We start from the raw sequence: 19,282 nt of genomic DNA on the forward strand, positions 1-19,282 counted from the left end.
CCATGCACACCCTGAAACCCGCCCCATTGCGCCGCAGCCTGCTGCCCGCGCTGCTGTTGTTGACCGCCTCGCTGGCCGCCACGCTGAGCCACGCCGCCGAGGACAAGCTGCGCATCCCGCGCGCCAGCCGCGCCCCGGCGCTGGCCGACTACGTCAACGGCGTACCGGCCGACGCCGGCGTGCTGGTCACCGGCTTCCGCCAGAACAAGCCGGGCGACGGCCAGCCCGCCTCGGTCGAGACGCGCGCCTACCTGTCCTACGACGAGCAGCACTTCTACGCCGTCTTCGTCTGCAAGGACGACCCCAAGCAGGTGCGCGCCCGCATCGCCCGGCGCGAAGACCTGCCCGGCGACGACGCCGTGCAGCTCGACCTCGACACCTTCCACGACAAGCAGCGTTCCTTCCGCTTCTACGCCAACCCCTACGGCGTGCAGATGGACGCCAAGCACACCGAGGGCGTCGGCGACGACTTCAACTTCGACACGCAATGGCGCTCGGACGGCCAGCTGACCGCCGACGGCTACGTGGTGTTGATGGCGATCCCGTTCAAGAGCCTGCGCTTCCGCAGCGCCGACGTGCAGGACTGGGGCATCGCGCTGGGCCGCATCGTGCCGCGCCTGAACGAGTTCTCCTACTGGCCCTACATCACCCAGCGGCAGGAGGCCTTCGTGCCGCAGATGGCCAGCGCCGAAATCGCCGCGCCGGTCTCGGCCGGCCGCAACATCCAGCTCAACCCCTACCTCTACATGGGCCGCAGCCGGGCGCTGGAGGCGGCCGATCCGAGCCGCCCCGGCTGGCGCCACGACAACAAGAACCAGGCCGGCCTGGACACCAAGTTCGTGCTGGCCGACGCCTTCGCCGTCGACCTCACCTTCAACCCCGACTTCAGCGAGGTCGAGTCGGACGAGCCGCAGGTCATCATCGACCAGCGCTACGAGGTGCTGTTCCCCGAGAAGCGCCCCTTCTTCCTGGAGAACTCGGGCTTCTTCGCCACGCCGCAGCCGCTGTTCTTCTCGCGCCGCATCATCGACCCGCAGTTGGGCGCCCGCGTCACCGGCCGCACCGGCGACTGGTCGCTGGGCGGCCTGCTGATGAACGACCAGGCGGCCGGCAAGCTGGCGCCGTTCGGCGACCCGGCCCACGGCAAGGACGCCCGCGTCACCGTGGCGCGCGCCCAGCGCGACTTCTCGGCCGACTCCAACGTGGGCGCCCTGCTGACCGACCGCCGCATCGCCGGCCACGCCAACACGGTGGCCGGCGCCGACGTGCGCTGGAAACTCAACGACAACTGGGTGCTGACCGGCCAGCTGGCCGGCAGCCGCAGCAGCGAAACCGGCGCGCCCGACGCCACCGGCAAGCTGGCCTTTGTCGAGGCGCTGCGCTCGGACCGCGACTTCAACTACACCGGCCAGTTCCTCGACGTCTCGCGCAAGTTCGCCAGCGACCTGGCCTTCGTGCCGCGCGCCGACATCCGCCAGACCACCCAGAGCGCCAGCTATTTGTGGAACCGCGGCGACGGCGGCTGGCTGGTCAGCCACGGCCCGAGCATCAAGGCGATCGGCACCAAGGACCACGCCAGCGTGCTGCAGGACTGGTCGACCGACGCCTGGTACAGCGTCAACGGCCTGCGCAGCACCACCTTCGAGGCGCACAAGCTGGACGCCTACGAGCTCTACGCCGGCCTGGACTTCCGCAAGAGCGGCTACCAACTGGCCGCCAGCACCGAGTGGTTCCACTGGCTGCAGGGCTGGGTCAAGGTCGGCCAGAACGACGTCATCAACTACGTGCCGGCGGCGGGACTGGCGCCCTTCCTGGGCGACGCGCGCAGCGTCTCGGCCAACCTGAAGTTCACGCCGCATCCGCAGTTCCGCATCGAGCAGACCTTGTTCTGGAACGACCTGCGCAGCAAGGACGGCGTCGGCGGCCAAGGCGCCGGCAGCAACGTCTACCGCGAGCTGCTGTCGCGCACCAAGTTCAACTACCAGCACAGCCGCTTCCTCACCGCCCACCTGATCCTCGACTACACGCGGCTCGACACCAACGGCGGCCTGACCGCGCTCCCCGGCGGCAAGCAGCTGACCGCCGACCTGCTGTTCAGCTATCTGCTCAGCCCCGGCACCGCGCTGTTCTTCGGCTACACCGACCGCCAGGAGAACCTGCGCCTGAGCGGCAACCCGCAGATCCTCGAGCGCACCCGCGCGCTCGACCTGCACACCGGCCGCAAGTTCTTCGTCAAGCTCAACTACCTGTTCCAACTGTGACCATGCGCGCCATGCAAATCATCGTCCCCATGTCCGGCTTCGGCGAACGCTTCCGCCGCGCCGGCCACCGCCTGCCCAAGCCGCTGATCGAGGTCGACGGCAAACCGATCATCGCCCACGTGGTCGGCATGTTCGACGCCGACTGCGAGTTCGTCTTCGTCTGCAACCAGGAGCACCTGGCCGAGCCGGCCTACCGCATGGCCGACACGCTGCGCGGCCTGTGCCCCACGGCCCGCATCGTCGCCATCGCGCCGCACGGCCTGGGGCCGGTGCACGCCGTGCTGCAGGCACTGCGCCAGGAGCCGCAACTGATCGATCCGGCGCGGCCGGTGCTGGTCAACTACTGCGACTTCTGCTGCTACTGGGACTGGCGGCACTTCCGGCGATTCGTCGCCAGCAGCGGGTGCGACGGCGCGATTCCGGCCTACCGGGGCTTCCACCCGCACACCCTGGGCAGCACCAACTACGCCTACCTGCGCGAAACCGGCGGCTGGGTCGAGGCGATCCAGGAGAAGCAGCCCTACACCGGCAACAGGATGGAGGAATACGCCTCCAGCGGCAGCTACTACTTCGCCAGCGGCCGCCTGATGGAAGAGGCGCTGCGCGGCGCCGTCGAGCAGCAGTTGACGGTCGGCGGCGAATACTACGTCAGCCTGGCCTACCGCCCGCTGTTGCAGGCGGGCCGGCGCATCGCCGTGTATCCGCTGCAGCACTTCATGCAGTGGGGGACGCCGCAGGACCTGGCCGAGTACCAGGGCTGGTCGGCCGCCTTCGCCCGCCTGGCGCGGCCCGCCGCCGCGCCGGCGCCGGCGCCGGCCGGCGCACTGCTGCTGCCGATGGCCGGCATGGGCCAGCGCTTCGCCGACCAGGGCTATGCGCTGACCAAGCCGCTGATCGAGGTGTCCGGCCGGCCGATGGTCGAGCAGGCCGTGCACGACCTCCCGGCGGCCCTGCGCCACTGCTTCGTGCTGCGCGCCGACATGTCCGGCCACGACGAGACAGCCGCCGAGCTGGAGCGCGCCCATCCGGGCGCGCTGGTCGTCACCGTGGCGGCGCTCACCGAGGGCCAGGCCTGCACCGCCCTGCTGGGCGCCAAGGCGCTGGCGCGCCCAGCGGCGCGCGCCGAGCAAGGCTGCGGCGGGGCGGCCGCCGGCGCCCGGCGGCGCGCCAACGCGGCCGGGCCGGCCGGCGCCGCCACGGCAGCCGGCCCGCTGACCGTCGGCGCCTGCGACTTCGGCATGCTGTACGACGCGGTGGCGCTTCAGGCGCTGCTGGACGACCCGGCGGTCGACCTGATCGTCTGGGGCGTGCGCGGCAACGCCAACGCCATCCGCCGGCCGCAGATGTTCGGTTGGATAGACGCCGAGCGGGGCCGCATCCGCCGCGTCTCGGTCAAGGCGCCGCTGGCCGCGCCGGCCAGCGACCCGATCGTGCTGGGCGCCTTCACATTCCGCCGCGCCGACGACCTGCGCCGGCTGGTCGAGCTGCTGCTCGCCCGCGACGGCCGCGTCAACGGCGAGTTCTATCTGGACTCCTGCATCAACGACGCCATCGCCCTGGGCCTGGACTGCCGCCTGTTCGAGGTCGACCACTACCTGTCCTGGGGCACGCCGGACGACCTGCGCACCTTCGAATACTGGCAGTCCTGCTTCCACAAGTGGCACGGCCACCCCTACACGCTGGAGGCCGACGGCCGCGTCCCGCCAGACAAGGTCGAGCAGCTGGCGCTGCGCTACCGCGCCACCGTGCCGGCCGGGCCGGGCCGCCACCAGCCGGCGCCGGGCCGGACGCCAACGCCACTCACGGAGCCGACATGAGATTCTCCCTCGTCATCCCCTGCTACAACGAGGCGGCGAACCTGCCGCTGCTGCTGGAACGCTGCGCGCCGCTGGGCCGCCTCGACGGCGTCGAGGTGATCCTGGTCGACAACGGCTCGACCGACCACAGCGCGCGGGTACTGGCGCAGCTGCTGCCGGCCCGCCCCGGCTGCCGCAGCGTGCGGGTCGAGCGCAACCAGGGCTACGGCCACGGCATACTGGCCGGCCTGGCCGCCGCCAGCGGCGACATCCTCGGCTGGACCCACGCCGACCTGCAAACCGACCCGCAGGACGCGCTGCGCGGCCTGGCCCTGTTCGAGCGCCACGGCGACGCCATCTTCGTCAAGGGCCGGCGCCACGGCCGGCCGCTCGCCGACACCGTGTTCACCACCGGCATGAGCCTGTTCGAAACCCTGCTGCTGGGCGCGCCGCTGTGGGACATCAACGCCCAGCCGACGCTGTTCCCGCGCCGCTTCTTCGACAACTGGCGCGCCGCGCCGGACGACTTCTCGCTCGACCTGTACGCCTACTACCAGGCGCGCCGGGCCGGCCTGGCCGTGCACCGCTTCCCGGTGCGCTTCGGCCGGCGCAGCCACGGCGCCTCGCACTGGAACGGCGACTGGGCCGCCAAGCGCAAATTCATCCGGCGCACCGTCAGCTACAGCCTGCAACTGAAAGCCGCACTGAAACCATGAACCTGATCTCACACCGCCGCAACACCCTCGCCCAGTTGCGCGAGACGCCGCCACAACACGGCGTCGAAATCGACATCCGCAGCCATGGCGACCAACTTATCCTGCAGCACGACGCGCTGGCGCCGGGCGAGCCGCTCGCCCCCTGGCTGGCCGAGTACCGCCACGGCACGCTGATCCTCAACGTCAAGGAGGAAGGCCTGGAAGGGCCGCTGATCGATATGCTGCGCAGCAACGGCATCGCCGACTACTTCTTCCTCGACCAGTCCTTCCCCTTCCTGGTCAAGTGGGCGCGCGCCGGCGAACGGCGCTGCGCCGTGCGCGTGTCCGAATACGAGTCCATCGACACCGCGCTCGCCCTGGCCGGCCAGATCGACTGGGTCTGGGTCGACTGCTTTACCCGCTTCCCGCTGGACGGCGCGGCCGCGCGCCGTTTGCGCCGGGCCGGCTTCAAGCTGTGCCTGGTCTCGCCCGAGCTGCAGGGACGCGAGGCCGCCGGCGGCATCGCCGCGCTGGCGGCCCTGTTGGCCGAACAGGGCATCGCCGCCGACGCCGTCTGCACCAAGCGCCCCGACCTGTGGCGGGCGCCGAACCCGGTGGCGGCGCGGCCATGAGGCGTTTGCTCACCCATCCGCTGTTCGGCGTCGGCCTGGCGCTGCGGCTGTTGCTGATGGCCGTGCTGGTGCCGAAGGCGGCGGCGGAGTGGTACGCGCCCTTCATGGACGCCAGCGTGGCCGAGCTGGCGCGCGGCCTCACGCTCGACCCCTGGGGCGCCTTTCTGGCCCGGGGCGGCACGCCGCAGGCCTTCCCCTACGGCGTGGCGATGTGGCTGGCGCTGCTGCCGCTGGCCGTGCTGGCCAAGCTGGCCGGCTTCGGCGCGCTGCACGCCTACGCGCTCAGCCTGATGGCGGCCGACTTCATGTTGCTGCTGCTGCTGCGCCGCATGCTGCCCGAGCGCGACACCCTGGTGTTGGCGCTGTACTGGCTGTCGCCGATCGTGCTGCTGGCCACCTACGGCCTGGGCCTGAACGACCTGGTGCCGACGCTGCTGTTGACGGCGGCCCTGTGGCGCACCCGCCAACGCCGGCTGCGCCAGGCCGGCGCGCTGTGCGCGGCGGCGGTCTCGGCCAAGCTGAGCATGCTGTTGGCGCTGCCCTTCTTCCTGGTCTACCTGCTGCGCAACCGCAGCCTGCGCGCCGGGCTGCCCGACTACCTCAAGGGCGGCCTGCTGGCCGGCGCCCTGCTCGGCCTGCCCTTCATGGCCTCGCCGGCCGCGCTGCGCATGCTGTTGCAGAACCCGGAGATGGGCAAGGTCTACCAGTTCGCCCTGCAGGTGGGCGCCGGCACGGTGCTGTACGTGATGCCGCTGGCCTATCTGCTGATGCTCTACCTGGCCTGGCGCGTTCGGCGCATGAACTTCGAGCTGTTCAGCACCCTGCTCGGCCTGGGCTTCCTGCTGGTGGTGCTGTTGACGCCGGCCTCGCCCGGCTGGTTCGTCTGGATCGTGCCGGCGCTGGTCGCCTACCAAGCCGGCAGCGGCCGCGCCGCCATCGCGCTGACGGCCGCCTTCTCGCTCCTGTTCGTGCTGGAGAACCTGCCGCTGCCGGCCTTGTCGACGCCGGCGCCGGGCGCGCCGCTGCCGCTGCCGTTGCTGCCGCTGCGCCACACCGTGCTGACCGGCCTGGGCATCGTGCTGGCGCTGCGCCTCTGGCGCGAGTCGGTCAGCTCGAACGACTACTTCCGCCTCAGCCGCAAGCCCTTCGTGATCGGCATCGCCGGCGACTCCGGCGCCGGCAAGGACACGCTGGCCGACTCCCTGCGCGGCCTGTTCGGCGCCCATTCGGTGGCCCAGTTGTCGGGCGACGACTACCACCTGTGGGACCGGCAAAAGCCGATGTGGCAGGTGATGACGCATTTGAGCCCGCTGGCCAACGACCTCGAGTCCTTCGCCACCGACCTGCTGGCCCTGAGCGACGGCAAGGCCATCCTGTCGCGCCACTACGACCACGGCAGCGGCAGGATGGGCCGCCCGCAGCAGCTGGCCAGCAACGACTTCATCATCGCCAGCGGCCTGCACGCGCTGTACCTGCCGGTGCTGCGCGAATGCTACGACCTGGCCATCTACCTCGACATCGACGAGGGCCTGCGGCGCTACTACAAGCTGCAGCGCGACGTGCTGGTGCGCGGCCACAGCGCGGACAAGGTGCGCGACGCGCTGGCCCAGCGCGAGCCCGACTCGGCGCGCTTCATCCGGCCGCAGGCGCGCCACGCCGGCCTGGTGCTGGCGCTGCATCCGGTGCAACCGAACCTGCTGGAGGGGCCGCTGGGCGGCGCGGCGCCGCGCGTCCGCCTGCTGGTGCGCTCGCGCCAGGGCCTCAACGAGCTGTCGCTGCGGCGCGTGCTGGTGGGCGTGTGCGGCCTGCACGTCGACCTGAGCATGGACGGCGAGGCCAGCGAGATCAGCCTGACCATCGAGGGCGACGCCAGCGCCGACGACATCGCGATGGCGGCCGCCACGCTGTTCCCGCGCATCATGGAGTTCCTCGACATGCGGCCGCAATGGCGCGAAGGCGCACTCGGGCTGATGCAGTTGATCGCATTGGCGCATATCAACCAGGCGCTCAGCCGGCGCCTGCTTTGGCAGACATCATCATGATCAAAATCTCCAACGGCGGCCGTTTCGACCGCGTCCCGAACGCCATCCTGTTCGACACCGACAACACCCTGTACCACTACGACCCGGCCCACGCGCTGGCGATGAGCGCGGTGCGCGACAAGGTCGCCGCCACCTTCTCGATCGAGCCGGCCGACTTCGACCGCGCCTTCGCCACCGCCCGCCGCGAGGTCAAGGCGCGGCTGAAGGACACCGCCGCCTCGCACAGCCGCCTGCTGTACCTGCAGCGCATGCTGGAGATCATCGGCCTCGGCTCGCAGGTGCTGCTGGCGCTCGACCTGGAACAGACCTACTGGCGCACCTTCCTCGGCAAGGCCGTGCTGTTCGACGGCGTCAAGGAGCTGCTCGACGACATCCGCCTGCTCGGCATCCCGACCGCCATCGTCACCGACCTGACGGCGCAGATCCAGTTCCGCAAGATGGTCTACTTCGGCCTGGACCGCTACTTCGACTACATCGTCACCAGCGAGGAGGCCGGCTACGACAAGCCGCACGGCGCCCAGTTCGAGCTGGCACTGGAGAAGGTGCGGCCGAGCGGCGACTGCATCTGGATGATCGGCGACAATCCGGTCAACGACATCGGCGGCGCCCGCCGCCGCATCGACGCCGTCACCCTGCAAAAGCTGCACCAGGGCGTGCAGCCGGGCCAGGGCGAGAACGCCGCCGACGCCGTGTTCGACGAATTCGGCCAGGTGCGCCGCCTGCTCGGCCGCCTGGGCCAACAGGGAGCGGCGCATTGAAGCCGCGCGCCACGCTGAGCGACTACTGCGCGAACCTCGGCGCCGACCGGCTGCTGGTGCAGGGCGCCGGCGGCAACGCCTCGTGGAAGGACGGCGCCACGCTGTGGGTCAAGGCCTCCGGCACCTGGCTGGCCGAGGCGCGCCGGCGCGACATCCTCGTGCCGGTCGACCTGGCCCATCTGCGCGCCGCCGCCGCCGCCGGCCAGCTCGACGTGGCGCCGCGCCCGCTGGGCGATAGCGGGCTGCGGCCGTCGATCGAGACCTTGCTGCACGCGCTGATGCCGCAGCCGGTGGTGCTGCACCTGCACGCCGTCGAACTGCTGGCCCAGCTGGTGCGGCCCGGCTTCGCCGAACGCCTGCGCGCGCTGGAGCACGCCGGGCAAGGCGCAGCCGGCCCGCTTCCGCCCTGGCTCGCGCTGGCCTACCACAAGCCCGGCCTGCCGCTGGCGCGCGCGGTGGCCGAAGGCCTGCGGCGCCAACCCGACACGCAAATCGTTTTCCTGCAAAACCACGGCGTGGTGATCGGCGCCACCGACGCCGGCGCGGTCGACGCCATCCTGCGCCGCCTGCTGCGGCTGTGCGCCACGCCGCCGCGCCAGCCCGTGCCCATCACCGTCCCCGCGCCCGCGCCCGTGGCCGGCGACATGGACGCGCCGGCGCCGGCGCTGGCGCCGCCAAGGGCCAGCGACGGCCGCCCCATGGCGCCGATTCCGGACGACGGCGTGCAGCAGTTGGCGCTCGACCCGCAGTTGTTCGAGCGGCTGGAGCGCGACTGGGCGATCTGCCCCGACCACGTGGTCTTCCTCGGCGCCGCGCCGCGCCGCCACGACAGCAGCGCCGACTTCCATGCCGCCCAGGCGGCTTGCCGGCACGCGCCCTGGCCTGAGCTGCTGTTCATCCGCGCCGCCGGCGTCTATATGTCGGACGGTTTCAGCGCCGCCAAGCTGGCGCAACTGCGCTGCTACTACGACGTGCTGGCGCGACAGGACGAGCACCGCCCGCTCACCGTGCTGGACCAGGCGCAGCTGGCCGAACTGCTCGACTGGGACGCGGAGAAATATCGATTGGCGCTGTCGCGATGAGCCACTGTCCTGGCTCGATAATTCCATGAAACGGAGTAACTTGGAGTAACTAAGATCTACTATTAATCATACTGGAATCAATTGCGGCGAGTCCGTTGCCGCCGGGCGCGGCCCGCGTCCAAAGCCTGCCTTCGAACTCGCTTTTCGCCGCCGCGCCCGTTTTCCCGTCAAGCCAGCCCAGCCGTTTGATCTGGCACAGCACCGCTGTTGCGCCCGCTCCTAGACTGGCCATACCGGCCGCGATTCCGCGCCGGAGAAAACCAACGGAGGCAGCCATGGAAATCCAAGACGACACCGACACCCTGCGCAAGCTGTTCGACCAGATCAACCCCGGCATGGGCGAGGTCGAGTCGGTCCACAAGGCCGAGCTCGATGCCCAGCACGCGATGGCGCTGATGGCCAACCCGAAAATGGCGCTCAAAAGCATGGGCATTCCGGTCAGCGACGCCTCGCAGGTCAACATCACGATGAAGAACCGGGCCGACCGCGACGCCGGCACCGTCGTCGACGGCACGATGACGGCGGGCAGGGCGGCCCGGTTGCGCCGCATCATCGTCATCATCATCCACTACAACAACTGCGACGCCGACATCATCATCATCGCCACCCGCTGAACGGCGGCGCGGCGCCGGGGCGCGCACCGCAGGCGCGCCGGCCGTCGGCAGGCTCGGCCCGTCTCGGGTACAATGCAGCCTCTCCCGTTAGACAAACAGGCGCGCCACTACGCGCGCCGCTACAGTCGTCCCGCCACAAGCCCGCCGACGCCATCACACACTATGAAATCAATTTCCCTGCTCGCCTTGGCCCTGGCCATCGCACACGGCGGCGCCGCCGCCAAAGAAGCCCCCGAACCCGGCCGCACCTGGTCCACCTCCGCCGAACTGGGCGCCATCACCACCTCCGGCAACACCGTCGGCACCTCCGTCACCGGCAAGGTCGACGCGCGCCAGGAGCTGGAGGACTGGAGCAACGAGTACGTCCTTTCCGGCTATTTCAAGGAGGACGAGAACACCCAGGACGACGGCAGCAAGGTGCGCGAGCGCTCGGCCGAGCGCTTCTCGCTGTCGGCCAAGGCCGCCTACAAGCTGGTCGAGGACGGCTCCAAGCTGTTCGCCCTGGCCTCCCACGTCGACGACAAGTTCGGCGCCTACACGCGCTACTCGACGCTGGGCGTCGGTTACGGCGCGCGCTGGCTCAAGACGCGCGACAAGAGCATCGACGCCGAGATCGGTCCCGGCTACTTCAAGGGCATGCGCGCCACCGGCGACCTGGAAAGCGGCATGACGGTGCGCGGCGCGGCCACGCTGAAATGGCAGTTGAGCGATTCGGCCGCCTTCGCCCAGGCGCTCAGCGTCGAGCGCGGCACCTCGAACACCCACTCGATGGCCGAGACCTCGCTGCGCACCAAAATCAACGGCACCATGCAGATGAAGGCCGCCTTCAGCGTGCGCAACGACACCAACGTGCCCGAGGACAAAAAGAACACCGACTCGCAAACCTCGGTGACGCTGGTCTACTCGTTCTAAAGGCCAGCGCGGCAGCAAAAGAAAACGCCGGCGCGGCAGCACCAAGCTGCCGCGCCGGCGTTTACATGGCGCCGGGAAGGCTGGCGCCTCAGCCGTACATGGCGTTGAGCTGGCGCTGCATCTCCTCGGCCGACACGTCCTCCTTGTGCGTGGCGATGGTCCAGGTGTTGCCGAACGGGTCGAGCACGCGGCCCTCGCGCGAGCCGAAGAACATGTCGGTCACCGGACTCAGTTCGCTGGCGCCCTCCTTCAGCGCCAACGCGAAGGTGGCGTCCGAATCGGCCACATAGATTTGCGCCAGCAGCGGCTGCTCGGGCCAACCCTCCATCGCCTCGCCCAGGTTGATGCGCGAATCGCCGATGCGCAGCTCACAATGGGCCACCTTGCCGTCCGGCGTGGTCAGTCTCAGTACTTGCTCGGCGCCAAACACCTTGCTGTAGAACGCCACCGCCTCGGCCACATTGCGCACGATGGTATTGGGTACGACACTGTTGCATCCCTCTGGTTTTCCGCTCCGGTTCATACATGTCTCCCTGGTTGGATTTCAACTTAACAAAAAGGCAATGCCGAACATAACACAAAGTCTGCCCGCTTGCCGCGTGCCCGTGTATTTGGCGCTGTCCAAAGCCCGCCCGGTTTGCTATAGTCGGCCCGCGCATGGTGGCCGCCACCATTCCAAAACCCGTCCTACTCTTCTCTCTACGCCACTATGACTACGCCACGCATTTTCGGTACCCCCCTGTCCCCTTCCGCCACCAAGGTCATGCTGCTCGGCTCCGGTGAGCTCGGCAAGGAAGTCATCATCGCCCTGCAGCGCCTGGGCGTCGAAGTGATCGCCGTCGACCGCTATCCGAACGCGCCGGGCCACCAGGTGGCGCACCGCGCCCACGTCATCAACATGGCCGACGGCGCCGCGCTGGCCGCGCTGATCGAGTTGGAGCAGCCCGACCTGATCGTGCCGGAGATCGAGGCGATCGCCACCGACACGCTGGCCGCGCTGGAACAGGCCGGCAAGATCACCTGCATCCCGACCGCCCGCGCCGCCCAGCTGACCATGAACCGCGAGGGCATCCGCTGCCTGGCCGCCGAGACGCTGGGCCTGGCCACCTCGCCCTACCGCTTCGCCAGCAGCCTGGCCGAGCTGGAGGCCGCCTGCGCCGAGATCGGCTTCCCCTGCGTGGTCAAGCCGGTCATGTCCTCGTCGGGCAAGGGCCAGTCGAAACTGGACGGCGCCGCCGAGGTCAAGGCCGCCTGGGACTACGCCGCCGCCGGCAGCCGGGTCGACAGCGGCCGCGTCATCGTCGAGGGCTTCATCGACTTCGACTACGAGATCACCCTGCTGACGGTGCGCGCCATCGGCGCCGACGGCCGGGTCGAGACGCAGTTCTGCGAGCCGATCGGCCACGTCCAGGTGCAGGGCGACTACGTCGAGTCGTGGCAGCCCTGCCGCATGGACCCGCTGGCGCTGCAACGGGCGCGCGACATCGCCGAGAAGGTCACCGGCGACCTGGGCGGCCTGGGCCTGTTCGGCGTCGAGCTGTTCGTCAAGGACGACATGGTCTGGTTCTCGGAAGTGAGCCCGCGTCCGCACGACACCGGCATGGTCACCATGGCGACCCAGGTGCAGAGCGAGTTCGAGCTGCACGCCAAGGCCATCCTCGGCCTGCCGGTCAACGTGGCGCTGCGCGCCCCGGCGCCTCGGCGGTGATCTACGGCCAGCACGAGGCGGCCGGCATCGCCTTCGAGGGCGTGGCCGAGGCGCTGCGCGTGCCGGGCAGCGACATCCGCCTGTTCGGCAAGCCGGAGTCCTTCGCCCGCCGCCGCATGGGCGTGGCGCTGGCCACCGCCGACGACGTCGAGACGGCGCGCCTGCGCGCCAAGGAAGCGGCGGGCAAGGTCAAGCCGGTGCTGCGCTAAACGCTGGCGTGCCGGCGCCGCACGCACCACCCCGAGGCGTGAAGCTGGGGTCAGACCCCGCAGGGGTCTGACCCCGGTTTGGCCGTGGGGTAAGGCCAGCGTCCCGGCGCCGCAAGCCAGAAGGGCAATCCCGCCTGCTTCACATCTTGCGGAACAGGTCGACGTAGTTGCGGCTGACCACCAGCTGTTCCGGCCGCCCCTTCAGCTGCACCATCAGCCGGCCACGGAAGTCGGTCTTGGTGCCGGCGACGTGGCGCGCCGCCACGATCACGCTGCGGTGGATCTGCCAGAAGTTGGTTTCGTCGAGCTGCTCGCGCAACTGGCGCAGCGGCGTGCGGATCAAACTCTCGCCGCCGGCCAGGAACACGCTGGTGTACTTGTCGTTGCTCTGGAAGTAGATCACCTCCTCGATCGGAATCAGGCGGGTCTCCTCGCCGTGGGCGGCGCGTATCCACTGCAACGGCGCGGCGACCGGCGCGGGCGCGGACGGCTGCGTGCCGCCTGCGGCGGCCGCGGCGCCAACGTTCATGCCAACGCCGGCACCCGCACCGGCAGCGCCGGCCCCGCCGGCGGCGCCGCCCGGCAGCAGCTGCGCGCTGAGCTGCGCCAACAGGGCCTGCACGGCGTCGATGGCCGACGCCGCGGCCGGCGCGCCCAGCGTCGCCTTCAGCTTGGCCACCGTCTTGCCCAGCCGTTCCAGGTTGACCGGCTTGAGCAGGTAGTCGATGAAGCGATCGAGCATGCGCCGCCCCAGCCGCGTTTGACTCGGTCGTGGGTGCCTTGCCCGTTCACGCCGCAGGCCGGACACGGCAGCTTCGACGGCGATACTCATCAGGAACTTCCACTCACAAAATGGCGTTGCCCGACTGGCGGTTGACAAATTCGCGCATCAGCGAAAGCGTCCACAGGCCAAGCTCGAACTTGAACTGTTACGGCGTCTTATTCTTCACGGCCTGCGCAATCCACCGCATTTCCTCGGCACTGACCTTCGGCGGTCGGCCCGGGATTGACTTGGCGAGCAAGGCGTTCTGGCCGCCTTCGGCAAACTTGGCCAGCCATCGGAAAACAGTGCTGACACTCAAGCCGTAAACGGCGGCCACGCTCGCCGCCGTCTGGACTTCGCGCACCGCTTTGATCGCTTGTTGGCACATGACCTGGAGCGCGTGGTGGTCCAGTTTGCGGCCGTCAGAAGTTCGTTTGCATTTCATGCCGCCATTATATTGCGAACTTACTTTACTTTCTAAAAGGTTGGTAAGTTTCAATTACGAAAAATTTCCATTTTAATACATTCCAGCACTAAAATTAATCTCAGTCAAAAAATCAACCGACCTTAGCATTTATTAATTGATACTAATTAAACACTTAAGAAAACTGAACAGTTAATCTATCTACTGCATCGATTCAACGAAAATATCCTTTTGCCATTGCAAAATTTAAATTATTTAATTTTTCACTCGATGCTTGTTTTATTGACAGGAATAAATTTAGGAGTAAAAAATGTATAAAATTGAATGCAAACATCTTATTGAAATTCATTCTGGCTCTCTTACAATTTCCTCAACTACACATTTCCCCAACGGATCAAGCGCGTCGTTGGAAAAACTTCCCATGACTGGACCAATCGGATCTTTCGTAAAACCTCTTCCTATTTACTCGATACCGCCAATTTCTTTTGTTTCGATTATTTCATCCAGTATATCTCCTACAAAGGAAATATATTTCATTGACGACCCATTGCCCGACGTTGTTGCATAAATCCAGCCGAGAGGCGACGTGACGATCTGGATGACGCAGGACTTGTGGAAACGGGGCGCCGACGCCGGTGCCGCCAGGCGTGGCCGACCATGCGTCTACGCCGATGCGGTCATCCAGATGCTGCTTGGACTCAAGCAGGTGTTTCGCCTGCCGCTGCGCGCGTTGCATCTGGCGATGGACGCGAACACAGGCCGAATTTGCGGGGCGCTGATGACGCACCAGGACGTTGGCGACGCCGAAGTGCTGCCCGATCTGCTCAACCAGATCCCGGCCGGCACGCCGATCGATACCGTCGGCGGCGACGGCGCCTACGACACCCGGCAATGCGACGCGGCGATCGCCGCGCGCGAGGCCACACCATCGATTCCGCCACGTGACGGTGCGGCGCCTTGACCGCAACGAACACCGGGTGCGGCTTGGCGCAACGAGGCCATCGATGCCATCGCCCGCAGCGGTCGAGGGGATTGGAAGAGGGCCAGCGGCTATCACCGGCGCTCGCTCGCCGAGACGTTGATGTACCGTTTGAAGGTACTCACGGGCAGGAGCCTGGCACCACGCACGACTTTTCACGCCATCCTCCCAAACGCCCAACCCAGTACGTTCAACACGGTTTCGGATTTCCAGATAGAAAATCGGCTGCACCTTATTGATTACAGTAAATATAAATTCGACCTCTCGCATTATTCCGCGCCGTAATAAATTTTCCATAGGCCAAGTAATCGCTAGAATAATTTTTACCTTCTAGACATCATACTTGATGCAAATTAAACAAAACAGCAAGCTCAGCAGTTACTCTGCATAGCAACATCGAACCAACGCAATGCATTCCTGCTCTTGCGCGATTTCAATTATTTTTAAGAAATCCGATGTTTCAGTAAATATGCAGGTGACAAATAAGGAGTTTGAAAATGAAAAAAATTAAGGAAGAGCAACTTCGTCACATTTTTGGAGGAATTCGGGGAGGCTTCACAAGCGTGCAGTCGCCATCGCCAAATCGCCCCACTGCACCTCTGGTTGAGTACCCCCCCTATGGCGGTTGCTTTCCGACATTATTTCACCCGACATATCCAATGAATATTTCTCTTCCCGATTTAGACATGCGTGAATGGGGCGATCCGCTGCCGTCAGCTGTATGAAGTGTCAACTCTTAACATTTCTGGAGAACATAATGCAATTCATCAACTTAGATCAGCTTGAATATATTGCCTGCGGGCATGAAGAGGGTTGTCCATATAAACATATTTCCACTGATGGCAACGGCAGCGGAGGTGGTGGATTCGGCAGCGGCTATGGTGGCTGCGGTGGTAGCGTAGGTGTCGGAGGTGGCGGTGGCAACGGTTCATTGAGCATGGCAGGTGTGACTCCCTTCAGCGCATTCGCCCAGGTTACTCCGGGGGACTACTCATTTACTCCGCCACCCACAGCCTTCGCCTCGCATTTCAACATGGCAAGCATTTTCCTGCAGCCACCTAAAAATCAACAAGATCAAAAATAGTTCCCACCGTGTTCAATCGCAGTACATCCGTCATCACTATATTGTGCTATGAAATAGACATACGGGAGTCTGGCGACCAAAGTGCGCCTGCATGATGTTTGTTAATCCATCTAGGAGAAAATTGTGGAACAATTAAACTTTGATAATCTTAAATATATTGCTGGCGGGGACGAGGAAGATTCTCCAATCCCGTCTATGTCAACTGATGGTAACGGCAGTGGAGGCGGTTTTGGTGGTAGCCACGGTGGCGGTAGCGGGAATTACATGGACATGGCGGGTTTAAATTCATCCCGCGCGTTCAGCCAAATTGATAATGGAAATTACTCCTACAATCCGCCCGCGCCCTCCTACACACCATCCGTCATGGAGAGCATTATGGTAGGCGTTCAAACTGTTTCCGCAAACTGCATTCGCGGCGCACTCGATGCCTTTCCGGCATCAAAAGCCGCTTCTGTGGTATCCCCCAGCACTAATTTCAATGCAAGAATGGTTGCTGGAATCGGTTGTGCTGCTGGGGTGGGGGGGGGATGATCAAAAACATTCAGGATATGAGATAGTTTAAAGTAGATTTCTGTGCATATATTCGCCAGTGATCTGGCGAATATTGACCAAAGGGGCACGAAATGAGAATGTCATGCATCAAGTACATCTTACCTCTATACCTATTAACAGCTTTTCCTGTATCAGGCGCGGAATGGACCTCCGCCCAATGGGTTTGGCAGAAACAGCCAGATGGAAATTTTTCAAAAAGGAGCATGCTATTGCCGGCACACATCGTAGGTTCCAGCAAGACTTACTACTTCAATCTTGACACCGGCGCGGAAATATCCCTTTTATTTAAGAATATTATATCTTCCAACCCTTCTTTGTCAAAAATATTCGACAACAGCTCACGCAGTAGCGTTCCGAGTGGTTTTCTATACACCATGAACTATGGTTTCATAGTGAATGGAGAAATTGCCGCTACGAAATTTTCTAATAAGGCATTCCTCTTGCAAACATCCATCCCAAGTATGAAAACCGACATTATAGGCTTGGTCGGCTTGAATGCATTTTCCGTCCCCGTTCTGACTGTCGACTACATAAAAGATAGGGTAGCACTCACCAATGACGTATCTGAAGTCGAGGATGACTTACCTCAAAAAATTTCATACGAGAAGTACACCTATACAACAGGACTTCCGGCAATAAATATTTCGACTATGGGGAAGTCACAAGGCCAATATATATTAGATACAGGTGTTAGCATTTCGGATGCCGTTGTCTTCGATCTATCATCTTGGAAGAAAATGACGGGAAGAGAGTTAAGCGACTTTAGGAATAAGAAAATTCGGGACTACACACTCGGTCGATTTTTCGACTGCGTTTCGGCCCCATCCTTGCTCAACATTGATGTTGGATCAATCACACTGGGGAAATTGACAATCGCGTACTGCTTGCGGGATGGCATTCCTATACGAGAAAAAGGTATTGACGGGCTTATCGGAATTCCTTCTTTTTTTGGCAAAGCAATCATAATTTTTGACACCAAAAATCAAAAAATAGGCTTCGCGTTCTCAGAGGAGCAAAAAAAATGACAACGCCAGCATCGCAACGGCGCTTGCCGCTCATTTTGAAGGATGCCTTGATCCGTGCGATACAGGGCGTCGTTCGTGCCTGCTGGGTTGCTCCCTCAATGTGTGTGGTAGCAACCGTAACTCAACTTCGGTCGACTGACCCACTTACCTCGCTGGTGGTCATCTATGAGCAGGACATGCAGACATTCAAAATGACTGCCCTGCCATCGCTCCTATTACTCGTCGATATAGGATTTCCGGTCTTGTTCATCCTCACGGCAATCCGCGCCAACCATCCCGCCATAGTATGCGGGGTGGGAATCGTCCTGACCAACGGCTACTTGTTGGCGACAATGCCCATATTCAATTTCAATGTCGCTCTATTCTACTCATGCGTGGTGGCAGTCGTTGCGCTGGTGGCCGCCGCAGGTGCCAGATCCAAGATCCCGCTGGACTTGACATGGCCATGGCTTGATCGCCAATCCGCAAGGAATAAATGACTATGGACACCCCACTTTTCCGCCATGAAGCGCTTGCCGCGCGCAGCACGCAATGGGCTGGCAGCATTGTGCTCGCCCGCCCGATTCCGCTGCAACTAGCAGCATGGACCGCAGCAGTGCTGGCACTGGCTCTGACACTCTATCTAGTGCTGGGGGAACACACCCGCAAAGTCCGCGTGGCGGGTAATCTGACTCCAACAAGCGGTGCAATCAAGGTCGTCGCGCCTCAGTTCGGCCGCGTATTGGAGCGCAAGGCCCAGGAAGGTGACACCGCCGTCGCCGGGCAGGTCATGTACGAATTGAGCGCCGAACGAAGCAGCCGGGACGGCGACCTCGATCAGCGCATCGAGACCTCCCTTATCTCACGCAGAGACCTGATGGCGCAGGAAAAACTATTGCAGACCCAGCAATTGCAACAACGCCAACGATCACTACACGCTCGGCTAGAACTGGGTCAGGCTGAAATCGCCCGTCTCGCCGAAGAGATCAAACTACAGGACACTCGCGTTCTCAGCGCGGAAAATATGCTCAAACGCTACATCACCTTGCGCCAGCAAGGTTTCGTCTCCGAACTGCAGCTCAGTCAGATCGAAAATGACTGCAACGCCCAGCTTGCGCGCCGGCAGACACTGGAACGCACCAGCCTCGCATCCCGTCGTGAGGTACTGCAAATTCAGGAAGACGCGCAAGAAATCGACGGACAAATCCAACTCAACACCGCACAGGCGGCACGCGGCGTCGCCAGTCTCGATCAGGAGGTGGCTGAGCATCAGGGGCGCAGCCGCTTGCAAGTTCTGGCGCCAACGGCAGGCACGGTCACCGCACTGACTGTCGAGCCTGGGCAGTCGGTGCAGACCGGCGCTACCCTGGCGACAATCATTCCCACCGGCAGCACTTTGGAGGCGCACTTGCTGGTGCCTTCGCGTGCCATCGGCTTTATCGAGCCGGGCCAACAGGTGCATTTGCGCCTGGCCGCGTTCCCATATCAAAAGTTCGGCACGGTCATTGGCATCGTGCTCAGGGTTGAACGCAGCCCCATTGGTGAGGTCACCGAGGCCGGCACATCGACAGTAGCCAATGCTCAAGAACCTGTTTACAGGGTAGCCGTGAAGCTGGCACAGCAGACTCTGCTCGCCTATGGAAAAGAACAGCAGTTCCGCGCAGGCATGACGCTTGAAGCGGACATACACCAAGATCGCCGACGCCTGATCGAATGGATCATCGATCCTATCCTGAGCGTCGCGAAAGGCCATACCAAATGAGCTCC

The 19,282-nt window shown here is 64.3% G+C and carries 17 protein-coding genes and 3 pseudogenes; 17 read left to right on the forward strand and 3 right to left on the reverse strand.

Annotated features, from left to right (window positions below):
- Nucleotides 1-2 precede the first annotated feature (2 nt).
- The 9 genes from QC826_RS14390 to QC826_RS14430 all read left to right on the forward strand — a co-directional run bounded on the left by QC826_RS14390 (nucleotide 3) and on the right by QC826_RS14430 (nucleotide 10,792).
- On the forward strand, nucleotides 3-2,261 hold the full coding sequence (locus tag QC826_RS14390) for a carbohydrate binding family 9 domain-containing protein (RefSeq protein WP_279766199.1): 2,259 nt from the start codon (nucleotides 3-5) through the stop codon (nucleotides 2,259-2,261).
- Between the two features lie 11 nt (nucleotides 2,262-2,272).
- A complete protein-coding gene (locus tag QC826_RS14395) occupies nucleotides 2,273-4,078 on the forward strand; it encodes an NTP transferase domain-containing protein (protein WP_279766200.1) in 1,806 nt (601 codons plus the stop codon).
- The gene (locus QC826_RS14400; RefSeq protein ID WP_279766201.1) at nucleotides 4,075-4,773 is read left to right on the forward strand and encodes a glycosyltransferase family 2 protein; all 699 of its coding nucleotides are present in this window, start codon (nucleotides 4,075-4,077) and stop codon (nucleotides 4,771-4,773) included. The genes QC826_RS14395 and QC826_RS14400 overlap by 4 nt, the downstream gene beginning before the upstream one ends.
- On the forward strand, nucleotides 4,770-5,384 hold the full coding sequence (locus QC826_RS14405; protein WP_279766202.1) for a hypothetical protein: 615 nt from the start codon (nucleotides 4,770-4,772) through the stop codon (nucleotides 5,382-5,384). Before QC826_RS14400 ends, QC826_RS14405 begins: the two co-directional genes overlap by 4 nt.
- A complete protein-coding gene (locus QC826_RS14410; RefSeq protein WP_279766203.1) occupies nucleotides 5,381-7,426 on the forward strand; it encodes a uridine kinase in 2,046 nt (681 codons plus the stop codon). The genes QC826_RS14405 and QC826_RS14410 overlap by 4 nt, the downstream gene beginning before the upstream one ends.
- Nucleotides 7,423-8,184, forward strand: a complete 762-nt coding sequence (locus tag QC826_RS14415) for an HAD family hydrolase (RefSeq protein ID WP_279766204.1) — start codon at nucleotides 7,423-7,425, stop codon at nucleotides 8,182-8,184. Before QC826_RS14410 ends, QC826_RS14415 begins: the two co-directional genes overlap by 4 nt.
- Nucleotides 8,181-9,266, forward strand: coding sequence for a class II aldolase/adducin family protein (locus QC826_RS14420; RefSeq protein WP_279766205.1), 1,086 nt, complete (start codon nucleotides 8,181-8,183; stop codon nucleotides 9,264-9,266). The genes QC826_RS14415 and QC826_RS14420 overlap by 4 nt, the downstream gene beginning before the upstream one ends.
- A 275-nt stretch (nucleotides 9,267-9,541) precedes the next feature.
- A complete protein-coding gene (locus QC826_RS14425) occupies nucleotides 9,542-9,880 on the forward strand; it encodes a hypothetical protein (protein WP_279766206.1) in 339 nt (112 codons plus the stop codon).
- Nucleotides 9,881-10,042: 162 nt separating this feature from the next.
- Nucleotides 10,043-10,792 carry a YdiY family protein gene (locus tag QC826_RS14430; protein WP_279766207.1) on the forward strand — a complete coding sequence of 250 codons (750 nt, stop codon included), beginning with the start codon at nucleotides 10,043-10,045 and terminating at the stop codon, nucleotides 10,790-10,792.
- An 88-nt stretch (nucleotides 10,793-10,880) separates the two neighbouring features.
- Here the strand turns inward: QC826_RS14430 and QC826_RS14435 are convergent, their stop codons facing one another.
- Nucleotides 10,881-11,261: a glyoxalase/bleomycin resistance/extradiol dioxygenase family protein gene (locus QC826_RS14435; protein ID WP_279766208.1), complete on the reverse strand. Its 381-nt coding sequence runs from the start codon at nucleotides 11,259-11,261 to the stop codon at nucleotides 10,881-10,883.
- A 240-nt stretch (nucleotides 11,262-11,501) separates the two neighbouring features.
- On the opposite strand from QC826_RS14435, the pseudogene purT reads away from it, so the two are divergent.
- Nucleotides 11,502-12,709, forward strand: a pseudogene (gene purT / locus QC826_RS14440) (formate-dependent phosphoribosylglycinamide formyltransferase).
- Between the two features lie 139 nt (nucleotides 12,710-12,848).
- Here purT and QC826_RS14445 read toward each other — a convergent pair.
- Both QC826_RS14445 and QC826_RS14450 read right to left on the reverse strand, forming a co-directional pair.
- On the reverse strand, nucleotides 12,849-13,451 hold the full coding sequence (locus QC826_RS14445) for a LytR/AlgR family response regulator transcription factor (protein ID WP_279766209.1): 603 nt from the start codon (nucleotides 13,449-13,451) through the stop codon (nucleotides 12,849-12,851).
- Between the two features lie 109 nt (nucleotides 13,452-13,560).
- Nucleotides 13,561-13,917, reverse strand: a pseudogene (locus tag QC826_RS14450) (helix-turn-helix domain-containing protein); the annotation flags it as partial.
- Between the two features lie 556 nt (nucleotides 13,918-14,473).
- Here QC826_RS14450 and QC826_RS14455 point away from each other — a divergent pair.
- From QC826_RS14455 to QC826_RS14485, 7 genes and pseudogenes are all read left to right on the forward strand, one after another.
- Nucleotides 14,474-15,022 (forward strand): annotated as a pseudogene (locus QC826_RS14455) (transposase); the annotation flags it as partial.
- 350 nt (nucleotides 15,023-15,372) lie between these two features.
- Nucleotides 15,373-15,600, forward strand: coding sequence for a hypothetical protein (locus tag QC826_RS14460; RefSeq protein WP_279766210.1), 228 nt, complete (start codon nucleotides 15,373-15,375; stop codon nucleotides 15,598-15,600).
- Nucleotides 15,601-15,632: 32 nt separating this feature from the next.
- Nucleotides 15,633-15,959 (forward strand): hypothetical protein, encoded by a 327-nt coding sequence (locus tag QC826_RS14465; RefSeq protein WP_279766212.1) that lies wholly within the window; start codon nucleotides 15,633-15,635, stop codon nucleotides 15,957-15,959.
- Nucleotides 15,960-16,082: 123 nt separating this feature from the next.
- Nucleotides 16,083-16,490, forward strand: a complete 408-nt coding sequence (locus QC826_RS14470) for a hypothetical protein (RefSeq protein WP_279766213.1) — start codon at nucleotides 16,083-16,085, stop codon at nucleotides 16,488-16,490.
- A 98-nt stretch (nucleotides 16,491-16,588) separates the two neighbouring features.
- Nucleotides 16,589-17,536 carry a hypothetical protein gene (locus QC826_RS14475; RefSeq protein WP_279766214.1) on the forward strand — a complete coding sequence of 316 codons (948 nt, stop codon included), beginning with the start codon at nucleotides 16,589-16,591 and terminating at the stop codon, nucleotides 17,534-17,536.
- Complete coding sequence (locus QC826_RS14480; RefSeq protein WP_279766215.1) at nucleotides 17,533-18,015, forward strand: hypothetical protein; 483 nt, start codon at nucleotides 17,533-17,535, stop codon at nucleotides 18,013-18,015. The genes QC826_RS14475 and QC826_RS14480 overlap by 4 nt, the downstream gene beginning before the upstream one ends.
- The gene (locus QC826_RS14485; protein ID WP_279766216.1) at nucleotides 18,012-19,277 is read left to right on the forward strand and encodes an HlyD family secretion protein; all 1,266 of its coding nucleotides are present in this window, start codon (nucleotides 18,012-18,014) and stop codon (nucleotides 19,275-19,277) included. The genes QC826_RS14480 and QC826_RS14485 overlap by 4 nt, the downstream gene beginning before the upstream one ends.
- Nucleotides 19,278-19,282: the final 5 nt, after the last annotated feature.

Source organism: Rugamonas sp. DEMB1, assembly GCF_029834475.1.
GTDB lineage: Bacteria > Pseudomonadota > Gammaproteobacteria > Burkholderiales > Burkholderiaceae_D > Rugamonas > Rugamonas rubra.

What these genes read in the sequence shown, in the direction of transcription:
- QC826_RS14390 (WP_279766199.1), top strand. Translation starts at nt 3, where the DNA reads ATGCACACCCTGAAACCCGCCCCATTGCGCCGCAGCCTGCTGCCCGCG.
- QC826_RS14395 (WP_279766200.1), top strand. Translation starts at nt 2,273, where the DNA reads ATGCAAATCATCGTCCCCATGTCCGGCTTCGGCGAACGCTTCCGCCGC.
- QC826_RS14400 (WP_279766201.1), top strand. Translation starts at nt 4,075, where the DNA reads ATGAGATTCTCCCTCGTCATCCCCTGCTACAACGAGGCGGCGAACCTG.
- QC826_RS14405 (WP_279766202.1), top strand. Translation starts at nt 4,770, where the DNA reads ATGAACCTGATCTCACACCGCCGCAACACCCTCGCCCAGTTGCGCGAG.
- QC826_RS14410 (WP_279766203.1), top strand. Translation starts at nt 5,381, where the DNA reads ATGAGGCGTTTGCTCACCCATCCGCTGTTCGGCGTCGGCCTGGCGCTG.
- QC826_RS14415 (WP_279766204.1), top strand. Translation starts at nt 7,423, where the DNA reads ATGATCAAAATCTCCAACGGCGGCCGTTTCGACCGCGTCCCGAACGCC.
- QC826_RS14425 (WP_279766206.1), top strand. Translation starts at nt 9,542, where the DNA reads ATGGAAATCCAAGACGACACCGACACCCTGCGCAAGCTGTTCGACCAG.
- QC826_RS14430 (WP_279766207.1), top strand. Translation starts at nt 10,043, where the DNA reads ATGAAATCAATTTCCCTGCTCGCCTTGGCCCTGGCCATCGCACACGGC.
- QC826_RS14445 (WP_279766209.1), bottom strand. Translation starts at nt 13,451, where the DNA reads ATGCTCGATCGCTTCATCGACTACCTGCTCAAGCCGGTCAACCTGGAA.
- QC826_RS14460 (WP_279766210.1), top strand. Translation starts at nt 15,373, where the DNA reads ATGAAAAAAATTAAGGAAGAGCAACTTCGTCACATTTTTGGAGGAATT.
- QC826_RS14465 (WP_279766212.1), top strand. Translation starts at nt 15,633, where the DNA reads ATGCAATTCATCAACTTAGATCAGCTTGAATATATTGCCTGCGGGCAT.
- QC826_RS14475 (WP_279766214.1), top strand. Translation starts at nt 16,589, where the DNA reads ATGTCATGCATCAAGTACATCTTACCTCTATACCTATTAACAGCTTTT.
- QC826_RS14480 (WP_279766215.1), top strand. Translation starts at nt 17,533, where the DNA reads ATGACAACGCCAGCATCGCAACGGCGCTTGCCGCTCATTTTGAAGGAT.
- QC826_RS14485 (WP_279766216.1), top strand. Translation starts at nt 18,012, where the DNA reads ATGACTATGGACACCCCACTTTTCCGCCATGAAGCGCTTGCCGCGCGC.